This is a genomic window from Microcoleus sp. LAD1_D5, assembly GCF_036702115.1.
Taxonomy (GTDB): domain Bacteria; phylum Cyanobacteriota; class Cyanobacteriia; order Cyanobacteriales; family Microcoleaceae; genus Microcoleus.
Window position 1 is genome coordinate 49,656 of sequence record NZ_JAUBSA010000028.1, and the last position, 18,521, is coordinate 68,176.

An 18,521-nucleotide genomic window follows, 5' to 3' on the forward strand; every position below is an offset into this window, starting at 1 on the left:
TGGAATTTTACCGCAAATTTATAGCAGAAAACACCAGTCAACAGATAGATATTTTAATCTAAATTTAACTCGATGTTCGCCGCCACGAATGCAAGTTTTTATTCATCCGCCGACAGAGGAATGCAGTCCTCACTAAAGGGTTTATTTCCTCTTATTTAACGCCTGCTTCCCAAATCCAAGACAAAGCAGTCGATCGCCCTCAGCAACATTCGGGCCATTTTGCAAATAATCTCCCAACCACTCGCAACTCCGAGCAATGATATTATTGAGTTCCAAATTCTCCACAGGTAACAGAATTACAGTCCTATCCCTACTAGCAAAACCCAGAGTTTTGCTATCAGAACTAAAAGTAACGCTCAACACGCGATCGCTCGATTCCAAAGTCTTAGATAGCAGCGCCTTCTGGCCGTCAAAATCCCACAGCTTAACAGTGTTTCCCCCACTTGCCGCCGCAATCAACTTGCCGTCGGGACTAAAACTCACGCTTTCTACAGTATCGCTGTGGTCGAGTTTTTCAGTTAAATTCGCCATTTTTCCATCAAACTCCCACAAGTAAACTTTTTTGTCACCACAAGCAGCAGCAATAGTCTTACCGTCGGGACTAAAACTAACATTTTTAACGCTGTCTTGGTGGTCGAGAGTTTTCAGAATTTTCGCCGACGAACCGTTAAATTGCCACAGGTAAACTCTCTTTTCTCCGGTAATTTCAAAAGCCTTTTTCTTCCCGCTTGGCTTGTCCTCAGCAGCGGTAGCAGTAGCAATAGTTTTGCCGTCGGGACTGAAGCTAACGCTAATTACTGGATTGCTGTGATCGAGTTTTGCAAACAAAGTGGCTTTAGAACCGTTCCAGCGCCAGAGGTACAATTTGCGATCGGCACTTGCGGCGGCAATTATCTTTCCGTCGGGACTAAAACTCACGCTTCTGACAATGCCACTGTGGCTGAGAGTATCTAACAGTTTGCCGTTTAAATTCCAGACTTTCACTGTTTTGTCATCGCTCGCCGAAGCAACAGTTTTATTATCAGGTGAAATGCTCACCCAGGTAACAGAATTCTTGTGATCTTCTAAGGTTTTGAATAAACTGCCGTCAGCCCGCCAAAGTCTCACGGTTTTGTCCCCGCTAGCAGAAGCAATTGTTTTGCCGTCAGCACTAAAACTGACTTTGTAAACCCAGTCGCCGTGTCCCGATAAAATCTTATTCAGCGGAGTGCTGTCCGGTTTCCAAATTTTCACTATTTTGTCCTTACTTGCGGAAGCAATAGTGCCGTCGCCGCTGAAAGTTACGGATCTTACGTCGTCTTGATGTCCTCGAAAAGTGTTGAGCAAAGTGCCGCTGCGACTCCAAACTTTCACCGTATCGTCTGCACTGCCGGTGACAATTTTTTTGCCGTCGCGACTGAAACTCGCGCTGACAACTTCATCGTTGTGTCCTTTGAGAGTTCTGATTTCCTCACCGTTTCGGTTCCAAATTTTGGCTGTGCTGTCCGCACTTGCTGAGACGAGTTCTTGACTGTTTGGACTGAACTTAATGCTGTACACAATGTCAGAATGTTTGGTTAGTGTTTTGGGATTAATTTGAAATTTATCGGTTTTACTTTCTCGGTTCCAAAGTTTGACAGTTTTGTCAACGCTTGCTGAGGCTATTGTTTGGCCGTCGGGACTGAAACTGACGCCGAGCACCCAGTCTTTGTGTCCGGTTAAGGTTTGCAGCAATTTTTTGTTCGCAAGGTTCCAGATTTTGACGGTGTTGTCGTGACTGGCGGAAGCTAAGGTTTTACCGTCGGGACTGAAACTGACGCTGGTGACGATATCGCGGTGGCTGGATAAAATGCCGATGGCACTTTTGTCGTTATCTACTTGCCAAATTCTAATTGTGCGATCGGCACCACCAGTAGCGATCGTTTTCCCATCGGGACTAAAACTAACACTCGTTACGCTATCCGGGTGATTGAAAGTTTTTAATAACTTACCTTCTTTCGTCCACAATTTAACAGTTTTGTCAGCACTTGCCGAAGCAACTGAATTGCCGTCCGGGCTGACACTCACATCCAAAACAAACTTGCTGTGCTGCTCGAAACGGTTGCGTTCTTGCACCCCGGAAACTGCTTGTCTGAGTCTTTCAGCAATTTGATTTTTAGTGTCCACAGGCAGCGCTGTACTTTTCTGAGAATCACGACCAATTTTGATACTATTTCCCAACACTCCTAATTGATTTTTTTCATTAGAAAGCACCAAAGCTTCCGACGCCGAATTTAGGGCATCAGTCCGACTTTTTTCTGCTTCTTGCCGTGCGATTTCTGCTAATTTTGCTTGCTCGAATGCCATCCCCGAAACACCTGCGAGTACAAGCACTCCTACAACCGCCGCCCGCAATTGCCATCTCCGAGATTGGTAAAGTTGAGCTTCTGCTTGGTACTGTTTGTCTCTAGCTTCCGACAGTAAAGCATCTTGCTCTCTGTCTTTGCGAATTTGTTCAATTTCATCTCGGTTAATTTGGTTTTGCTTTAGCAGTTCCTCAAATTCTGCCTTTTTATCTAATTCTTGCTGTTGGCGAATGAAGCTAACTAAATAATCGTGAACGAGCTGATAAAGCTCTGCCGGTAGTTCCGTCCATCGAAAAACTAAACCAGAGTTTACTAACAGTTCTAAGACTAAATCTAATTTGTCAGCTTCAGCAAATGTCGCTAAATTTGAGGCTAATTCTGCGCGGGTTTTTAGGGGACGGATCTCATCTTCATCTGTCAGCAAATACAATACTCGGCGCGCCGCTACTTCATTCTCTGGGCCGCAATCTTTGATGACTTCTTCGAGAAAATTTTCGACTAATTTTTGTTGCGGATTGTTGCCAAGTTCCTGATATTGAGTTAAAGTTCTAATGTTCTCTTGTTGCAGTTGAGCGCCGACAAGTTGTAGTTCGATCGGGCGGACTTCTCCCAATTCTCCAGCTAAATTTTTGACTAATTCTTCGATCAGCTCTGGTTCTAAGTAAAACTGCGCTCGCTCAGTTAAAGTGCGAATTACAGATCGCGCATCGAGCAGCGAAAAATTTCCCAAATAAAACAGAATATTTTTGCTGAGAATGTCCTCTAAAATATCATTATTAACCAATACTGTCGGGTTTTTGGGTCGGGAAAATTCCAGCAAATAGTGCAGGTAATCTTCCCGCAAACACAGGACGACTTTTAAATATTTGATTTTCAAGCATTCCCGCAAAAAATCAAAAAATATTTGTCTTTCCGCTGGCTCTTTCCATACGAAAAAAAATTCTTCAAATTGGTCAAATATCAGAACAGTCACTAAATGTTCGGAATTTCTTTGCAGCTCCTTGATAAGGTTTTCGTATTCGATCGCCTGTTGTTGTATGATTAATTCTACTGGCTGTGACTGTTCCCTTTGATCCTCATTATTCCCAGTCGAGCCACCGTGAAATCCCGAAATAAGATTTCCCTTGACTAAGCTTGCTTCTACGGTCAAATCTACCGGAGCCATTTCTGGTACTGCTTCGGCAATTTCCGGATCGAATATTTCAGCTTTCCCAGCAGATAACTGTCTGGTCAATTCCCGCGGCCAGTTGTTGTAAACTTGCAGCACTACGGGCAAAACCGTCCGCATTTCTATTTTTTTTTGTTTAAGAGCTGGTACTAATCCTCCCGTGACTATTGAACTTTTGCCAACTCCAGACTGACCGTAAATTACTGTCAGTTTGTCGGGGGTATTGTTCATCCTATATATCAAGCGGTTGAGGTCTTGCTCTCTCCCGGAAGCTGTAATTTCGTCAGCAATAGTAGCAGCGCCCGCAACAGTTTCGGCGACGGAATTAACCGCTTCTCTGTGCGGCTGCAACTTTCCGGCTCCAATAAAAGCTCGGAACCGATAGGTGTGTTCCACCGCTCGATAATCTTGCTTAATTTGAAATGCTTCGAGATATTGTCCCCCCTGAAAATAGAGCGATCGCAGCATTTCTAAAACCCGCAAATACAGTTGCGGGTTGTAGCAAGGTTCGGTTTCCGAGCGAGCAAGCTCTAAATGTGCGATCGCCTCCTGCACCTCACCCAACTGGCTCTGTGCCTCTGCTAAAATTAACAGATATAAGCCTTGATGCTGCGACTTTACAGGCGTTCCCTGTCCCGTCCCTTCTAAATTTGAGTTGAGAACGCCTAGAGCGACTAAAGCCCATTCTTTCGCCCCTTGCCAGTTCTTTTGCTCTAAGGCTACTCTAGCCAAAAAGCCGTAATCTTGAGCCAAATTAACTGCTGAATTTTCCATATTTTCATGTAACCTCCGAGCTTTGATAGCTAAATTCCAGAGTGCATCCCAATCTTCTAAATGCTGCAATACTTCGCCAAGTTGATTGATGAATATACCAACGGCATCCGACCGTCCCGCCCGTTCTAAAACATCAATACATTCCTGAAAATAATTCTTAGCTTCCGTCCAGTAAGGACGGTTGCCACTGCGGTGTTGTTCTGCTTGGAAGCGGTAGCAAAGACCGATGTGGAATAGGATAATTCCCTCTAACACTGGTGCAGGGTGAACGGTAAATAACAAATCGCTAAATTCTGTTTTGGCTCCAATAAATGCTACTTGATGCTTCCAAAAAGTGAGACTTTTGTGATACAATTCAATAGCCGCAGGGATGCGGTGACAAGCATATTCGTGCCGCCCGCGAATAAATTGCAAACTCGCTTCAATAGCTGGTTCTAACCTGATGTTGCAAGTTTGCAAGTCTTGGCTAGCCGACTCTAGTTCAGTTAAAGAATTGGCTCCGAGAATGGCAGAATTAGTTAAACGCCAATTGCCACTTTCTAAAATGTTGGAAAAAATGCGATCGGCACTTTTGCCCAGGAAATCCACCAAGTCGTCGGGGCCAATCACAAATTCAACACTTGTCGTCCAAGTTTCGATATCTGTTACTAACCGAATCAGTTTTTTTAAGATTTTGTCTGTCACCCACAGCACCACCGGGAAGGGAAAATTATTCCGAAATTCTTCCCTCACGTAGTTGGTAGAAGTCAGCAGTCGATCAATCGCACTTACAGATTCCAATCCAAACACCATTAAAGCTGAGGGGTGGCTGCAGGAAACTTTGGTTTCTATCGTCGTGTAAAGAGTTTTAACAGATGGGGGGAGGACAATTTCTCGAATTTCTATCCCAGACTCCTCCCGCAATTGCCGTGCAGTTTCCTCTCTCATCGCACTGTAATTGCACCGTACCAAAATTAGCGAAAATTGCCCCTGAGACATTCTCAGAGTCCGGGAGAGAGTTTGCAGCGAACTTTTGTTTTGTTGTGCTGCGGTGTCTTGCTGGCAGTGCGAATTAATCATAATCATAATTAATTTTTGAAAAAGTTTCTCAGGATAGATGCTGTCAACTGCCGAAAAAAGGAAGTTCGGCAACAGATGTAACGGATGGCAACGGATGTAACAGATGTAACGGATGGCAGTTCGGCAACGGATTTTTTAACGGATGTAACGGATGTAACGGATGTCAGGAATCGACTGCTGGGGAAAGTGTAATTAAGAACTTCCTAACTATTTTGGCGGTTGCTCTAAGTTCACTTTAACCCGTTTTTACGTTTACCAATCACAGCGAACAATCACATGATTAATTTTATTTCTGCCCTTTGGGGCGATTTCCAATCACTGGGAACTATCAATTAGTTAATTTTATTTCAGCCTGCATACTTATTATTTTAGCCGATCGCATTAAAGCATACCCAAAAAAATACATACTCTGTTATTCGCATATTCCCAGCAAAATCAACCTAATTTTACTGAAATCTTGATGATTGCTCAAATTCTACCCAGCAAAAGAGTCTTTGTTTGCGGGACTCCCAGCCATCGCCCAAATCGCCCAAATCCGATTCAGTTATTCGCAGATCCCAGAAATCCGGCATTCCCGGGTTGACTGGCCCCTGGCCGCACTGAGATAAACTATCGGCGGCGGCTCATCAATTACAGCTTGAAGATTGTTTGTCATAAATTTACTAATCTCGATATCTAAAGTAGCTGTAAAATCAGGTTCATCCCAATCCTCGCTTTCTTCAATGCTGATTGTTGTTGGTGTCGCCATATCAAAATCTAGTTCATCGCCAAAATCCGAAACTTTCTTAATTGGATCTATTTTCTGACCGGTATCAGTGGCAAAAGCTTGAGTTGTATTGGCTATTAATACGATCGGCAGTGCTACTATGGCGCTTATCGTTTGTCGCGCCCTGATTTTCCTCATGCTATCCTCCTGGTATAAACTAAACTTTGGTGCTGCTATAAATTCAACATCCGCCGCTACTTTCCTGGGCTGTAACTCGCTTTTAGATTTTAGATTTTAGATTTACTCCCCAGATGAATCTGAGAGCTTGAACTTTGATCTAAAATTGTGGGCTACTTACCACTCCGGCAGTTCGCAACTATCCGTTTTTGAGCAGAGTCATTAATAAATAGTGGCTTGTTTTTCCACAGGATATAACCTTATCTGTGACTCTTCGTGGCAAGTTTGCTTAACGGAGCATATCCGGTCAACTGTTTGCCATTCTTATTTACTACGTGAAAACTCTTAAACAGTCAGGTTTTCCCGTTAAGTAATTCCCCGGCGTTTGCGAGCCTTCATCTCAGACTCAAAGCAAAGTGGGTGAGAAGTTCGATCGCACACCAGTTTTCGCACACCAGTTTTCGCACTCCCGCGCTGCCACCAGCAAGCTGATGTGACATACCACAGCCACCGGATATCTGTCAATACTTATATCTTAACATTTCTAATTTTTTGCATAATTCTCGTTACCAGGAAGAGCCTGGTAACGCAGCTCGGCGAGGCAGAGCCTCCAGCCAAGTCGAGATGGCTCCTATTTCGTCAAGCCGTGTTCGAGAGCGAAGCGAACCAACTCAGTACGGCTGTTAGTACCCGTCTTGCTAAATAAACGGCTGACGTACTTTTCCACATTACGCACGCTAGTTTCCAAGCGGCGGGCAATTTCCTTATTCATCAAACCTTGAGCAACCAAATCCAAAACACTTTGTTCTCGCGGAGTCAAATCAATTTTAATCGGCGAAGGACTTTGGGCGATCGAACTCCGCCCACTCAGCAAAGACTCAATTCTCGCCATTTGGCTTGTCAAAGCAGCAATATCTGGACTTTCAGCATTTTCGCTTGTCTCCTTAGCAGCCGCGCGGCGGGCCAGCAAATTGGTTACTATTGCTACTAATTCGTCGGGATCGAAGGGCTTAGAAAGATAAGCATCGCAGCCTGCTTGATAGCCTTGAATACGATCGCTCGTCATCCCCTTAGCCGTCAAAAACACCACCGGCAAAGCCTTATAGCGAGGATCTTCCCGCACTTGCTTGAGAAACTGATAACCGTCCACCTGGGGCATCATAATGTCTGAAATCAGCAAATCGGGATTGTACTGCTGCAAAAGTTCCCAGCCGTCGCGAGCATTACTGGCAACCTCAACCGCAAAATCGCTATCTTCCAAATAAGCTTGTACTGCTTCCCGCAAACCCGGTTCATCATCTACCAATAATAATCGTGCTGACATAGTTGTTACCCTTACGCTTTACCACTATTTTTTAATTTAGCTGAATTCAACTATTATTGTCACTCTATCCATCGAAGGAAGTTAAAAACTTGTTGTCCAACTCAAGAGTTTTGAGTTAGGTTTTGATCTAACGATTAAAAACTGATTAAATCTTTAATTCAAAACTCAAAACTCAAAACTCAAAATTATTCTTGAACCCTTCCACTTAAACTTTGGAACGATCGGTCAAAATTTCATAACCAGTTTCCGTCACCAACACAGTATGCTCAAACTGAGCAGACATAGCATTGTCAACCGTTACAGCAGTCCACTTGTCAGAAAGCGTCCGAGTGTACTTAGAACCGGCATTCAGAATTGGTTCGATCGCCAATGTCATGCCCGCTCGCAATTTCACGTTCGGCATTTCGCGGGTGCGGAAATTGAAAACCGACGGTTCCTCGTGCAAATTTCGTCCGACACCGTGGCCGGTAAACTCCTCAACGATACTAAAACCGTTGCTTTTGACATGATCTTCCATCGCACCAGCCAGATCGAGCAAATACGCTCCCGCCTTCACTTGTTCGATGCCTTTGTAGAGCGTTTCTTCTGCGACTCGGATTAATTTGGCCGATTCCGGTGTTACTTCCACAACTGCGATCGTGATGCAAGAATCGCCGTGAAAACCTTGATAATATGCCCCAGTATCTACCTTGAGAACATCTCCTGCCCGAATTACTTTTTTGGGACTGGGTATGCCGTGAACAACTTCGTTATTAATGCTAGAGCAAATCGATCCCGTGAAACCGTGATAGCCTTTAAAACTCGGAGTTGCCCCCATAGAACGGATACGTTTTTCCGCGTAAGCATCCAAATCAGCAGTAGTCATTCCCGGTTTCACCATTTGGGAAATTTCTTTAAGTACCGTTGCAACGATTTTTGCTGCTTGCCGCATAATTTCGATTTCGCGTTCCGACTTAATTTCAATGCCTCGACGCTGTTTTTTGACTTGGGGTGCTTGAGTTGGACTAGAAAGCAGACTGCTAAAAATATTCATGTATTGATCGGCGGGTAATTTTGTACTTGGACGGCAGGTTGAAGCAAAAAACGGCAAATATCCAGCTTTTTGTGGAAAAACGGGTGTCTTGTTCCGAACTGTCGATCGCGTGTCCTTTAAGCTAGCTTAATATTTTTCTCAGTAATCAGCACGGGATTGGGGGGTCAACAAAGCGGTTTCAACCGCCGAGTCCGTCTGATCGGGATTTCCCAGTCTTCCTGTGAGGTTAGCAATTGTAGCAATTAACTTAGTTATGTCAACTGGTTTAGATAAGTGCATCTGGAAACCAGCTTCCAGCGCTTGCTGGCGCTCTTCCTCTCTGGCGTAGGCTGTCAGGGCGATCGCAGGCATCTTTCCACCCCTGAGCAATTCCATTTCTCTCACCCGCGCGATCAACTCATAACCGTCTGCTTCCGGCATTCCAATGTCGCTCAGCAGCAGATCCGGCCAATAACTCTTCAGTGTATCTAGAGCCCCGGCCACCGATGCCGCCGATCGCACCATAGCTCCTTCGTCCTCGAGTAAAGCAATCAAAAACTCCCGCGTGTCATCGTCATCATCCACCACTAGCAATTGCAAATTAGTCAGAGTGGGGAGAGCCTCTGTCGCGTCATTGAGCGGCGACCAATCATCCCCTGCACTTGCGGTCTTCCTCTTAGCAATAGGTAGAGCCACCGTAAATTTCGCACCCTCGCCCGGATTATTTTCTGCATACACCTTACCGCCGTGCAGTTCCACCAAGTGACGGACGATCGCCAATCCCAGTCCCAAACCCCCGTAAGACCTAGTTGTGCTGCTATCAGCTTGGCGGAAGCGATCGAAAACATAAGGCAAAAAATCAGGAGCGATACCAATGCCGCTATCAATTATCTGAATTTGAGCTTCATCTCCAACTGACTCTAACCGCACCTCTACTTTACCCTCTTGCGGACTAAACTTAATCGCATTTGACAGCAAATTCCACACAATTTGCTGCAAGCGATCGAAATCGCCGATAACTTCACCTACATTGGGACTGCACGTTAATTCTAGGACTATTGATTTTTCCTCAGTCAGCGGCTGCAAAGAATCTATTGCCAGCTTGATCACAGATTCCAACCGAATCGGATGCATATTTAAATTTAGTTTCCCCCGCAGAATCCGCGAAACATCTAAAATATCTTCGATAAGTTGAGCTTGAGATTTAGCATTGCGCTCAATTGTTTCTAGGGCTTTATCAATAGTTTCTTGGTCAAATGTTTTGGCCCGTAGCAGCCTAGACCAGCCGAGAATTGCATTTAAAGGAGTGCGGAGTTCGTGAGAGAGAATAGCTAGAAATTCATCCTTCATCTGGTTAGCTCTCTCCGCTTCTTGCCGCGCCACTTGTTCGCGGATTAGTCTGCCGCGTTCTTCCTCTGCTTGCTTGCGGTCTGTGACATCTCTAACCGTGCCCACGTGACCTATCAGTTTTCCAAAATCCGAAAACATTGGCGACGACTGCACATTAATCCAACGCACATTTTCGCTACCAGCTAATCGAAACTCGTTAGAATATTCCTGGCCTTCTTTAATCCAAGCTAACCAATCTGTGACTACGCGATCGCGATCTTCTGGATGAACTTCCCGCTGCCAAATCTCTGCTAAACTTTCATCCAAAGTTAACCCGCAAATCGCTTGACAACGGGGATTGATGTAAGTACACCGGCCTTCAACGTCAGCTAAGTAAATTCCCAGCGGCGAACAAGCACACAAAGTGCGAAACCGCTCTTCACTTTTACTTAGTTCACTATTAACAGCAGCTAGCTGTGTTGCTTGCTCCTTCACCTCGACTGTTTTTTGGAACAATTCCACAAATACCCCCACCTTCGATGTCAATATTTCCGGTTCCAAGGGTTTGAACAGGTAATCCACCGCACCCAGTGAATAACCTTTAAACACGTGGGTGTCATTACTGCTGAATGCTGTGATAAAAATAATCGGAGTCGATCGCGATCGATCTCTAGAGCGAATCAATGTTGCTGTCTCAAATCCATCCATTCCCGGCATCTGCACATCAAGCAAAATTACCGCAAACTCTTCATTAAGCAGACATCTCAGAGCCTCCGCACCCGAACTAGCTTGTACTAGATTATAAGAGGGGCTGTTGAGAATAGCTTCTAGAGCTATCAAATTTTCTGGGCGATCGTCAACTAAAAGGACATTTACTCGATGGGGGGGCTGTATATTCATAAATTTTTTAATCTTTAATTCTTAGCAAATTGACTAAACAGGGAGCGATTTTAGAGAGGGGTAAAATCCAGTCTACTTCAACATTTGCGATCGCCGACGCTGGCATCGTCGGGCATAGAGCTGAAACCGGTTCCTCCACAAATGTCAATCCTCCCTCAGCTTTAATTTTTGCCATCCCTTTACTACCATCCGAATTAGCTCCCGTTAAAATTATGCCGATAACTTTCTCCCCAAAGGCATCCGCAGCAGACTCAAACAGCACATCGATTGAGGGCCGCGCGTAGCACACAGGAGCCTCAGTTGATAGTGCAAATTTAGGAGTTCCGCGATTGGGGATTGGGGATTTTGAATTATGGATTGACTCCACTGCCACGCTCCCCCATTCTGTAAAGTCGTTTTCATGCAGGCTAAACTCCTCGTCAGAGGGCGATTCTATTAGCAAGTGATAGTCCGCAGGAGCCAAGTAAACCCGTCCAGGTGCGATCTCCTCTTTGTCTTGGGCCTCTGTGATTTGGAGAGAGCTTTGCTTTTGTAAAAAATAAGTAAGCCTATTCTGAGAACTCTTATGGCGGTGTTGGACAATAACTACAGGCAAAGGAAAGCTTTGTGGCAAATCTGCCAGCAGCACAGTCAGAGCCTCTAGCCCTCCCAAAGACGTGCCAACAACCACTATTTCAAAATTTTTTTTATTTAACTCTTCGGTAGATTTTATCACTACTTTCAATTGGTTCATAGTATTTTTCATAAGGCGTAAAAGTCAGAGACTCCTGATGTCCTAGTCCTAAAACCCCAAACATTCCCAGGCTCTCATAAAAAAGCTTGTGTACCCGCTTTTGGAGGTGTGAATTGAAATAAATCATCACATTACGGCATAAAATAACATTAAATTCATTAAAAGAATTATCCGTTGCTAGGTTGTGGTGAGCAAAGACAATATTATCTTTAAGTGAAGAGCGAAAAATCGCATTTTCATAGGCAGCCGTGTAATACTCAGAAAACGCTTTCTTGCCCCCCGCTTGGTGGTATAGCTGCGTATATTCTTGCATTTGTTTCAGCGGGAATATCCCTGTTTTGGCTGTTTTCAAAACTAATTCATTCATGTCCGTAGCGTAAATCCGACAACGGTCATACAGTCCTTCTTCTTGCAGCAAGATTGCCATAGAATAGACTTCTTCTCCCGTTGAACATCCAGCGTGCCAAATCCGAATAAAAGGATAAGTACGCAGTAGCGGCACCACTTTATTTCTGAAACTAATGTAAAAGCTAGGATCGCGAAACATCGCCGTTACATTGACAGAAATGTCCAGCAGTAAACGGTCTAGGTAAGCAGGATTGTGAAGTACCTTTTCCTGAAGTGCAGAGACAGTAGTGAGCCGTTCCGAGCGAATAGTGTTCCAAATACGGCGCTTGAGAGAGGCAAGAGCATAATTGCGAAAATCAAATCCGTAATAGCGAAACATTCCCTCTAGTAGGAGTTGAATTTCGATTGTTTCAAGTTCATGGCTTTCGGGCATTTTCACTTAGTAATTGGGAATTGCGAATGGGGCATTGGGCATTGGGCATTGGGCATTGGTAGCACCTAACAAATAACTACGGACTTCTTTCTTCTTCCTTCTTCCTTCTTCCTTCTTCCTTCTTTCCCTTATCGATAAAGCCAAACACGCAGCAGCGAGAGCAACTGTTCCGTATCAACAGGTTTGGTAATGTAATCAGACGCACCAGCTTCGATACATTTTTCCCGATCGCCCTTCATAGCTTTCGCAGTAAGAGCAATCATTGGCAGCGAAGCGAATTGAGGCATATTACGAATTGCTTGCATTGTTTCGTAACCGTCCATCTCTGGCATCATCACGTCCATCAACACAATATTTATGTCAGGCGTATTTTGCAATTTAGTAATGCCCTCTCTGCCATTCTCAGCATACTCAATTTTCATTTTATGGCGCTCCAGCATACTCGTGAGGGCGAAAATATTCCGCATATCGTCGTCAACAATCAAAACGGTTTTGCCCGCGAGCGTCGAATCTGTTTGATACAATTGCTCTAGCATTTGGCGCTTTGGTTCAGGCAAATTTGCTTGGACTCGGTGCAAAAACAAAGCTGTTTCATCTAACAAACGTTCTGGCGATCGCACATCTTTAACAATGATTGTTTCCGCCATGCGCTTGAGTTGAGTTTCTTCGGCTTTCGTCAAGTCTTTGCCCGTATAAATAATAATCGGCAGACTTTTTAAAATTGCATCTTGCTTGATTTGCTCGATCAGTTCAAAACCCGTCATATCTGGCAGTCCCAAATCGAGTACAACGCAGTCAAAATGCCCCGATCTTAAAGTTGCTAGCGCCTCTGCACCACTCCCCACAGCCGTTGTACAAACATCGTGATTGCCGATTAAATCCACAATGCTCAGACGCTGCGTTTCGTCGTCTTCCACGACTAGCAGATTCTTGACTCGCCGATCGACAAAACCCTTAATATCCATCAAAGCTTTGCTCAAAGCTTCGCTGCTAACAGGTTTTTGCAAATAGGCGATCGCCCCTAACTGCAAACTGCGCTGCCGCCCTTCTTCCACTGATACAATGTGAACCGGAATGTGGCGCGTAGTTGGGTCGTGCTTCAAGCGATCGAGCACTGTCCAGCCATCCATCACAGGCAAATTTAGATCCAGCATAATCGCAGTTGGCTTGAACTCTCGCGCCATCGCCAAACCGATATCGCTCCGTAAAGCCACTAAACCTTTAAAACCCTGATCCCGCGCCATATCCAAAAGAATGCGAGCGAAGTTCACGTCATCTTCAATAATCAACAGTACGCGATCGCCGGGTTCGACACTTTCCCGGTCATCAGCGATAATCGGTGATGGATAAGGAGCGATCGGCAAGTTGAAATTCGGGGAAGGAACTGCTGAAGAAGTAGCAGCCGGCAATTGAGCCGTTTGCTTGCCCCTTCCCGATTCCCCATCATTCATTATTCGCGATTCTTGGTAAGTTTGCGGCAGATAAAGCGTAAACCTACTACCCTCACCAGGGCGACTTGTCAATTTAATTTCTCCCCCTAACAGATTAGCGATTTCTCTACTAATTGACAAACCCAAACCCGTCCCGCCGTATTTGCGGCTAGTGCTACCATCAGCTTGTTGGAAAGCCTCAAAAATAACCCTGTGTTTTTCAGCCGAAATTCCAATCCCCGTATCGCTAACGACGAAAGCCAAAACAGTAGCGGAACTCCTTAAACTTTCTATCTCTAAACTCCACCCTTGCGACGCTACTTCGACACGCAATTTCACCTCACCCCGCTCTGTAAACTTAAACGCATTAGAGAGGAGATTCTTCAAAACTTGTTGCAGCCGTTTAGCATCAGTATAGAGACCTTTTGGCAACCCAGGCTCAAGCTCGATTTGAAAACTCAACTTCTTATCCAGGGCGATTTGGCGGAAAGTTCTATCCAAATGATCTCGCAAGTCCGGAAACAACACTTGCTCAATTTCCACCGACATCGTGCCTGATTCAATCTTCGCCAGATCCAAGATGTCATTAATCAGCCCTAACAAATCAGTTCCCGCCGAGTAAATTGTGCGCGTGTATTCAACTTGCTTCAGAGTCAGATTGCCTTCAGTATTGTCAGAAAGCAATCGAGCCAGAATCAACAGCGAATTCAGTGGAGTTCGCAACTCGTGAGACATATTTGCCAGAAACTCCGACTTATACTTAGAAGTTAGAGCCAACTGTTCCGCTCTTTCTTCCAACAACCCCCTCGCCTGTTCGATATCTCGGTTTTTCCGCTCAACTTCCTTATTTTGCAGCGCTAGCAATTCAGCTTGTTCTTCTAGTTCTTCATTTGTTTGTTGCAACTCTTCCTGCTGCTTCTTCAGCAGTTCCTCGTTCGTCTGCTGCAACTGCGCTTGCTGTTCTAACCGCTTGTTAGTTTCCGTTAGTTCCTTTTGCTGAGCTTGCAACTCTTCAGCCAAAGATTGCGACTGTTTCAACAACTCTTCCGTCCGCATACTCGCCGCAATAGTATTTAAAACAATGGCAATACTTTCCGTGAGTTGGTCGAGGAATGTTAAGTGAATTTCGCTGAAGCGGCGGAACGAAGCTAGCTCAATCACCGCTGTCACCTGCCCTTCAAACAGTACAGGTAAAACCACGACATTCAGCGGCGTAGATTCTCCCAGACCAGAGCTAATTTTAACGTAGTTGTCCGGCACTTCGGTCAGCAGTATTCTTTCCTTTTCCAGGGCGCACTGTCCGACCAAACCTTCGCCTAAATGGAATTTATTTCCTAAGCTTTTACGTTCCCGGTAGGCGTAGGTACTTAACAGTTTGAGGAAGGGGTCGTGTTCTACAGTTTCCATCATAAAGAAGACGCCATGCTGAGCAGAAACCAGCGGTGTTAATTCCGAGAGAATTAATTTAGAAACTGTTTCTAAATCCCGCTGACCTTGCAGCATTCTAGTGAACTTAGCCAGGTTGGTCTTGAGCCAATCTTGCTCGGTATTCTTCTGCGTAGTCTCCCGGAGATTGGCAATCATCTGGTTGATGTTGTCCTTGACGATCGCAACTTCTCCTTCAGCAGCGACGGAAATTGACCTCGTTAAATCGCCTTTAGTAACACCAATTGCCACTTCGGCGATCGCGCGCACCTGAGTAGTCAAATTCGCCGCCAATTCATTCACATTATCCGTCAAATCTCGCCACGTTCCCGCCGCCCCCGGAACCTTCGCCTGACCGCCTAACTTCCCTTCAATTCCCACCTCTCGCGCCACCGTACTAACTTGATCCGCAAACGTCGCCAGCGTGTCGATCATCTCGTTAATCGTATCTGCCAGAGTCGCAATTTCTCCCTTAGCTTCCAGCATTAACTTCCGCTTCAAATCGCCATTCGCCACCGCCGTCACAACTTTAGCAATACCCCGCACTTGCGCTGTCAAATTTCCCGCCATCGAGTTTACATTGTCGGTTAAATCCTTCCAAGTTCCCGCAACTCCTTTCACCTCAGCTTGACCGCCCAATTTACCCTCAGTTCCCACCTCCCGCGCTACCCGCGTTACCTCAGAAGCGAAGGAATTAAGCTGATCCACCATCACGTTAATAGTGTCTTTCAGTTCGAGAATTTCGCCTTTGACATCAACGGTAATTTTCTTAGACAAATCGCCATTTGCTACCGCTTTCGTCACTTCCGCAATATTCCGCACCTGCGCCGTCAAATTCCCGGCCATCAAGTTAACATTATCGGTTAAATCTTTCCACGTTCCCCCTACACCCCGCACGTAAGCTTGCACACCTAATTTACCTTCGGTTCCCACTTCCCTCGCCACCCGCGTTACTTCAGATGCGAAGGAACTCAACTGATCCACCATGATGTTAATCGTGTTTTTCAGTTCGAGAATTTCCCCTTTCACATCCACAGTAATTTTCTTCGACAAGTCGCCATTTGCCACAGCCGTTGTCACTTCGGCAATGTTCCGCACTTGGGCGGTAAGATTACCCGCCATCGAGTTAACTGAATCCGTTAAATCTTTCCAGGTTCCTGCAACCCCTTTAACTTCAGCTTGCACGCCTAATTTCCCTTCATTTCCGACTTCCCTAGCAACCCGCGTTACTTCAGATGCGAAGGAATTTAATTGGTCAACCATCGTGTTGACCGTGTTTTTTAGTTCGAGAATTTCGCCTTTAACATCTACGGTAATTTTCTTAGATAAATCGCCATTTGCCACAGCAGTCGTAACAGCAGCAATATTCCGTACTTGCTCTGTCAAACTACCCGCCATAAAATTAACTGAATCCGTTAAATCCTTCCAAGTTCCTGCTACGCCTCGGACATCGGCTTGACCGCCGAGTTTACCTTCAGAGCCCACTTCTCTCGCCACCCGCGTTACTTCCGAAGCAAAGGAATTAAGCTGATCCACCATCACGTTAATGGTGTTTTTCAGTTCTAAAATTTCGCCTTTAACCTGTACCGTAATTTTTTTAGATAAGTCACCGTTAGCAACAGCCGTCGTCACCTCAGCAATGTTTCGGACTTGTGCTGTTAAATTGCCGGCCATTGAGTTAACTGAATCCGTTAAATCTTTCCAGGTTCCTGCTACTTCCTGCACTTCAGCTTGTACGCCTAATTTCCCTTCGTTCCCCACTTCCCTAGCAACCCTGGTTACTTCAGATGCGAAGGAATTTAACTGGTCAACCATCGTGTTGACGGTGTTTTTGAGTTCAAGAATTTCGCCTTTAACATCTACAGTAATTTTCTTAGATAAATCGCCTTTTGCCACGGCGGTTGTCACTTCAGCGATGTTCCGCACTTGTGCTGTCAAACTGCCTGCCATGAAGTTAACGCTATCAGTTAAATCCTTCCAAGTTCCTGCAACTCCTTTAACTTCTGCTTGACCGCCGAGTTTGCCTTCGGAACCTACTTCTCTCGCCACCCGTGTTACTTCAGATGCGAAGGAATTTAACTGATCCACCATGATGTTAATAGTGTTTTTTAACTCCAGAATTTCCCCTTTAACATCTACAGTAATTTTTTTAGATAAGTCACCATTTGCCACAGCAGTTGTCACGTCGGCAATGTTCCGTACTTGTGCGGTAAGATTGCCGGCCATTGAGTTAACTGAATCCGTTAAATCTTTCCAGGTTCCTGCTACTCCCCGCACTTCAGCTTGTACGCCTAATTTCCCTTCGGTTCCTACTTCTCTCGCCACCCGCGTTACTTCAGATGCGAAGGAACTCAACTGATCCACCATGATGTTAATCGTGTTTTTCAGTTCGAGAATTTCCCCTTTAACATCTACGGTAATTTTCTTGGATAAATCGCCATTGGCCACAGCGGTGGTCACGTCAGCAATGTTCCGCACTTGTGCTGTTAAATTCCCGGCCATCGAGTTAACTGAATCCGTTAAATCTTTCCAGGTTCCTGCAACTCCCCGCACTTCAGCTTGCACGCCTAATTTCCCTTCGGTTCCCACTTCCCTAGCCACTCGCGTTACTTCCGACGCAAAGGAGCTCAACTGGTCTACCATTGTGTTAACAATTTGGGCTGTTTGGAGGAATTCTCCTTTGAGGGGTCTGTCTTCTATTTCTAAGGCGATGGTTTGCGATAAATCTCCTTTTGCTACGGCCCGAATTACTCTGGCGGTTTCAGAGGTTGGTTGCACTAAATCTGTAATTAGGGTATTGACAGAATTTACGCTAGCTGACCATGACCCCTCGGCGTTGCCGATGGTGGCCCGCTGGGCGATTTTGCCTTCTTTACCCACAACTGTGCCAATCCGCTCGAGTTCGGCCGCCATTCTCTCATTGAGTTCGATAATGTCGTTAAGTTCGTCAGCAATTTTCCCCGCTAGACCAGTCTGGTCTATGGGCATCCGAACTGAAAAGTCCCCTTTTTTGACTGCCACTAAGGTTCTGAGTAACTGTTTGGCATAACCATTATTGGAATTGGGGCTTGTTATCTGTGCAGTTGACATGACCGTTACCTTTGGCGAGTTTGAAGGGGAAGGGGGGAATATTTTTGAGATTATTGATATTATCCGACTAAAGCAGTGTCTGATTGCTTCTATCGAAAGATGGATGACAAATTGCTGTTTATCAGCTATGTAGTTATTGGTTATTTTATACTGGTTAGCAGGCTCTTCTTGGTAACGAGTTAATTGTGGGTTGGCAGGAACAGGCCCGAAAGCCTGTTCCACCCTGTTCCACAAAGAGTGAATTTTATTGTGCGGCGGGCAGGATGCCCGCCCTACAGATTACCAACTG

The 18,521-nt window shown here is 45.3% G+C and carries 9 protein-coding genes; all 9 read right to left on the reverse strand.

Annotated features, from left to right (window positions below):
- Positions 1-141 precede the first annotated feature (141 nt).
- Positions 142-5,331 (reverse strand): nSTAND1 domain-containing NTPase, encoded by a 5,190-nt coding sequence (locus tag QUA70_RS14270; protein WP_333347793.1) that lies wholly within the window; start codon positions 5,329-5,331, stop codon positions 142-144.
- A 538-nt stretch (positions 5,332-5,869) separates the two neighbouring features.
- Positions 5,870-6,229 carry a hypothetical protein gene (locus QUA70_RS14275; protein ID WP_333328735.1) on the reverse strand — a complete coding sequence of 120 codons (360 nt, stop codon included), beginning with the start codon at positions 6,227-6,229 and terminating at the stop codon, positions 5,870-5,872.
- A gap of 345 nt (positions 6,230-6,574) precedes the next feature.
- Complete coding sequence (locus QUA70_RS14280; protein ID WP_333347796.1) at positions 6,575-6,733, reverse strand: hypothetical protein; 159 nt, start codon at positions 6,731-6,733, stop codon at positions 6,575-6,577.
- A 106-nt stretch (positions 6,734-6,839) separates the two neighbouring features.
- The gene (locus QUA70_RS14285) at positions 6,840-7,532 is read right to left on the reverse strand and encodes a response regulator transcription factor (protein WP_333328740.1); all 693 of its coding nucleotides are present in this window, start codon (positions 7,530-7,532) and stop codon (positions 6,840-6,842) included.
- Positions 7,533-7,737: 205 nt separating this feature from the next.
- Positions 7,738-8,565: a type I methionyl aminopeptidase gene (gene map / locus QUA70_RS14290; RefSeq protein ID WP_333328742.1), complete on the reverse strand. Its 828-nt coding sequence runs from the start codon at positions 8,563-8,565 to the stop codon at positions 7,738-7,740.
- A gap of 138 nt (positions 8,566-8,703) precedes the next feature.
- Positions 8,704-10,773 (reverse strand): response regulator, encoded by a 2,070-nt coding sequence (locus QUA70_RS14295; RefSeq protein ID WP_333347799.1) that lies wholly within the window; start codon positions 10,771-10,773, stop codon positions 8,704-8,706.
- 7 nt (positions 10,774-10,780) lie between these two features.
- Positions 10,781-11,488, reverse strand: coding sequence for a chemotaxis protein CheB (locus tag QUA70_RS14300; protein WP_333410463.1), 708 nt, complete (start codon positions 11,486-11,488; stop codon positions 10,781-10,783).
- Positions 11,460-12,287 carry a protein-glutamate O-methyltransferase CheR gene (locus QUA70_RS14305; RefSeq protein WP_333328751.1) on the reverse strand — a complete coding sequence of 276 codons (828 nt, stop codon included), beginning with the start codon at positions 12,285-12,287 and terminating at the stop codon, positions 11,460-11,462. Before QUA70_RS14305 ends, QUA70_RS14300 begins: the two co-directional genes overlap by 29 nt.
- A gap of 128 nt (positions 12,288-12,415) precedes the next feature.
- Positions 12,416-18,232 (reverse strand): HAMP domain-containing protein, encoded by a 5,817-nt coding sequence (locus QUA70_RS14310; protein ID WP_333347805.1) that lies wholly within the window; start codon positions 18,230-18,232, stop codon positions 12,416-12,418.
- Positions 18,233-18,521: the final 289 nt, after the last annotated feature.

Excerpts from the sequence above, each read along its gene's own strand:
- QUA70_RS14295 (WP_333347799.1), bottom strand. The coding sequence starts at position 10,773 with ATGAATATACAGCCCCCCCATCGAGTAAATGTCCTTTTAGTTGACGAT.
- map (WP_333328742.1), bottom strand. The coding sequence starts at position 8,565 with ATGAATATTTTTAGCAGTCTGCTTTCTAGTCCAACTCAAGCACCCCAA.
- QUA70_RS14310 (WP_333347805.1), bottom strand. The coding sequence starts at position 18,232 with ATGTCAACTGCACAGATAACAAGCCCCAATTCCAATAATGGTTATGCC.
- QUA70_RS14285 (WP_333328740.1), bottom strand. The coding sequence starts at position 7,532 with ATGTCAGCACGATTATTATTGGTAGATGATGAACCGGGTTTGCGGGAA.
- QUA70_RS14275 (WP_333328735.1), bottom strand. The coding sequence starts at position 6,229 with ATGAGGAAAATCAGGGCGCGACAAACGATAAGCGCCATAGTAGCACTG.
- QUA70_RS14270 (WP_333347793.1), bottom strand. The coding sequence starts at position 5,331 with ATGATTATGATTAATTCGCACTGCCAGCAAGACACCGCAGCACAACAA.
- QUA70_RS14305 (WP_333328751.1), bottom strand. The coding sequence starts at position 12,287 with ATGCCCGAAAGCCATGAACTTGAAACAATCGAAATTCAACTCCTACTA.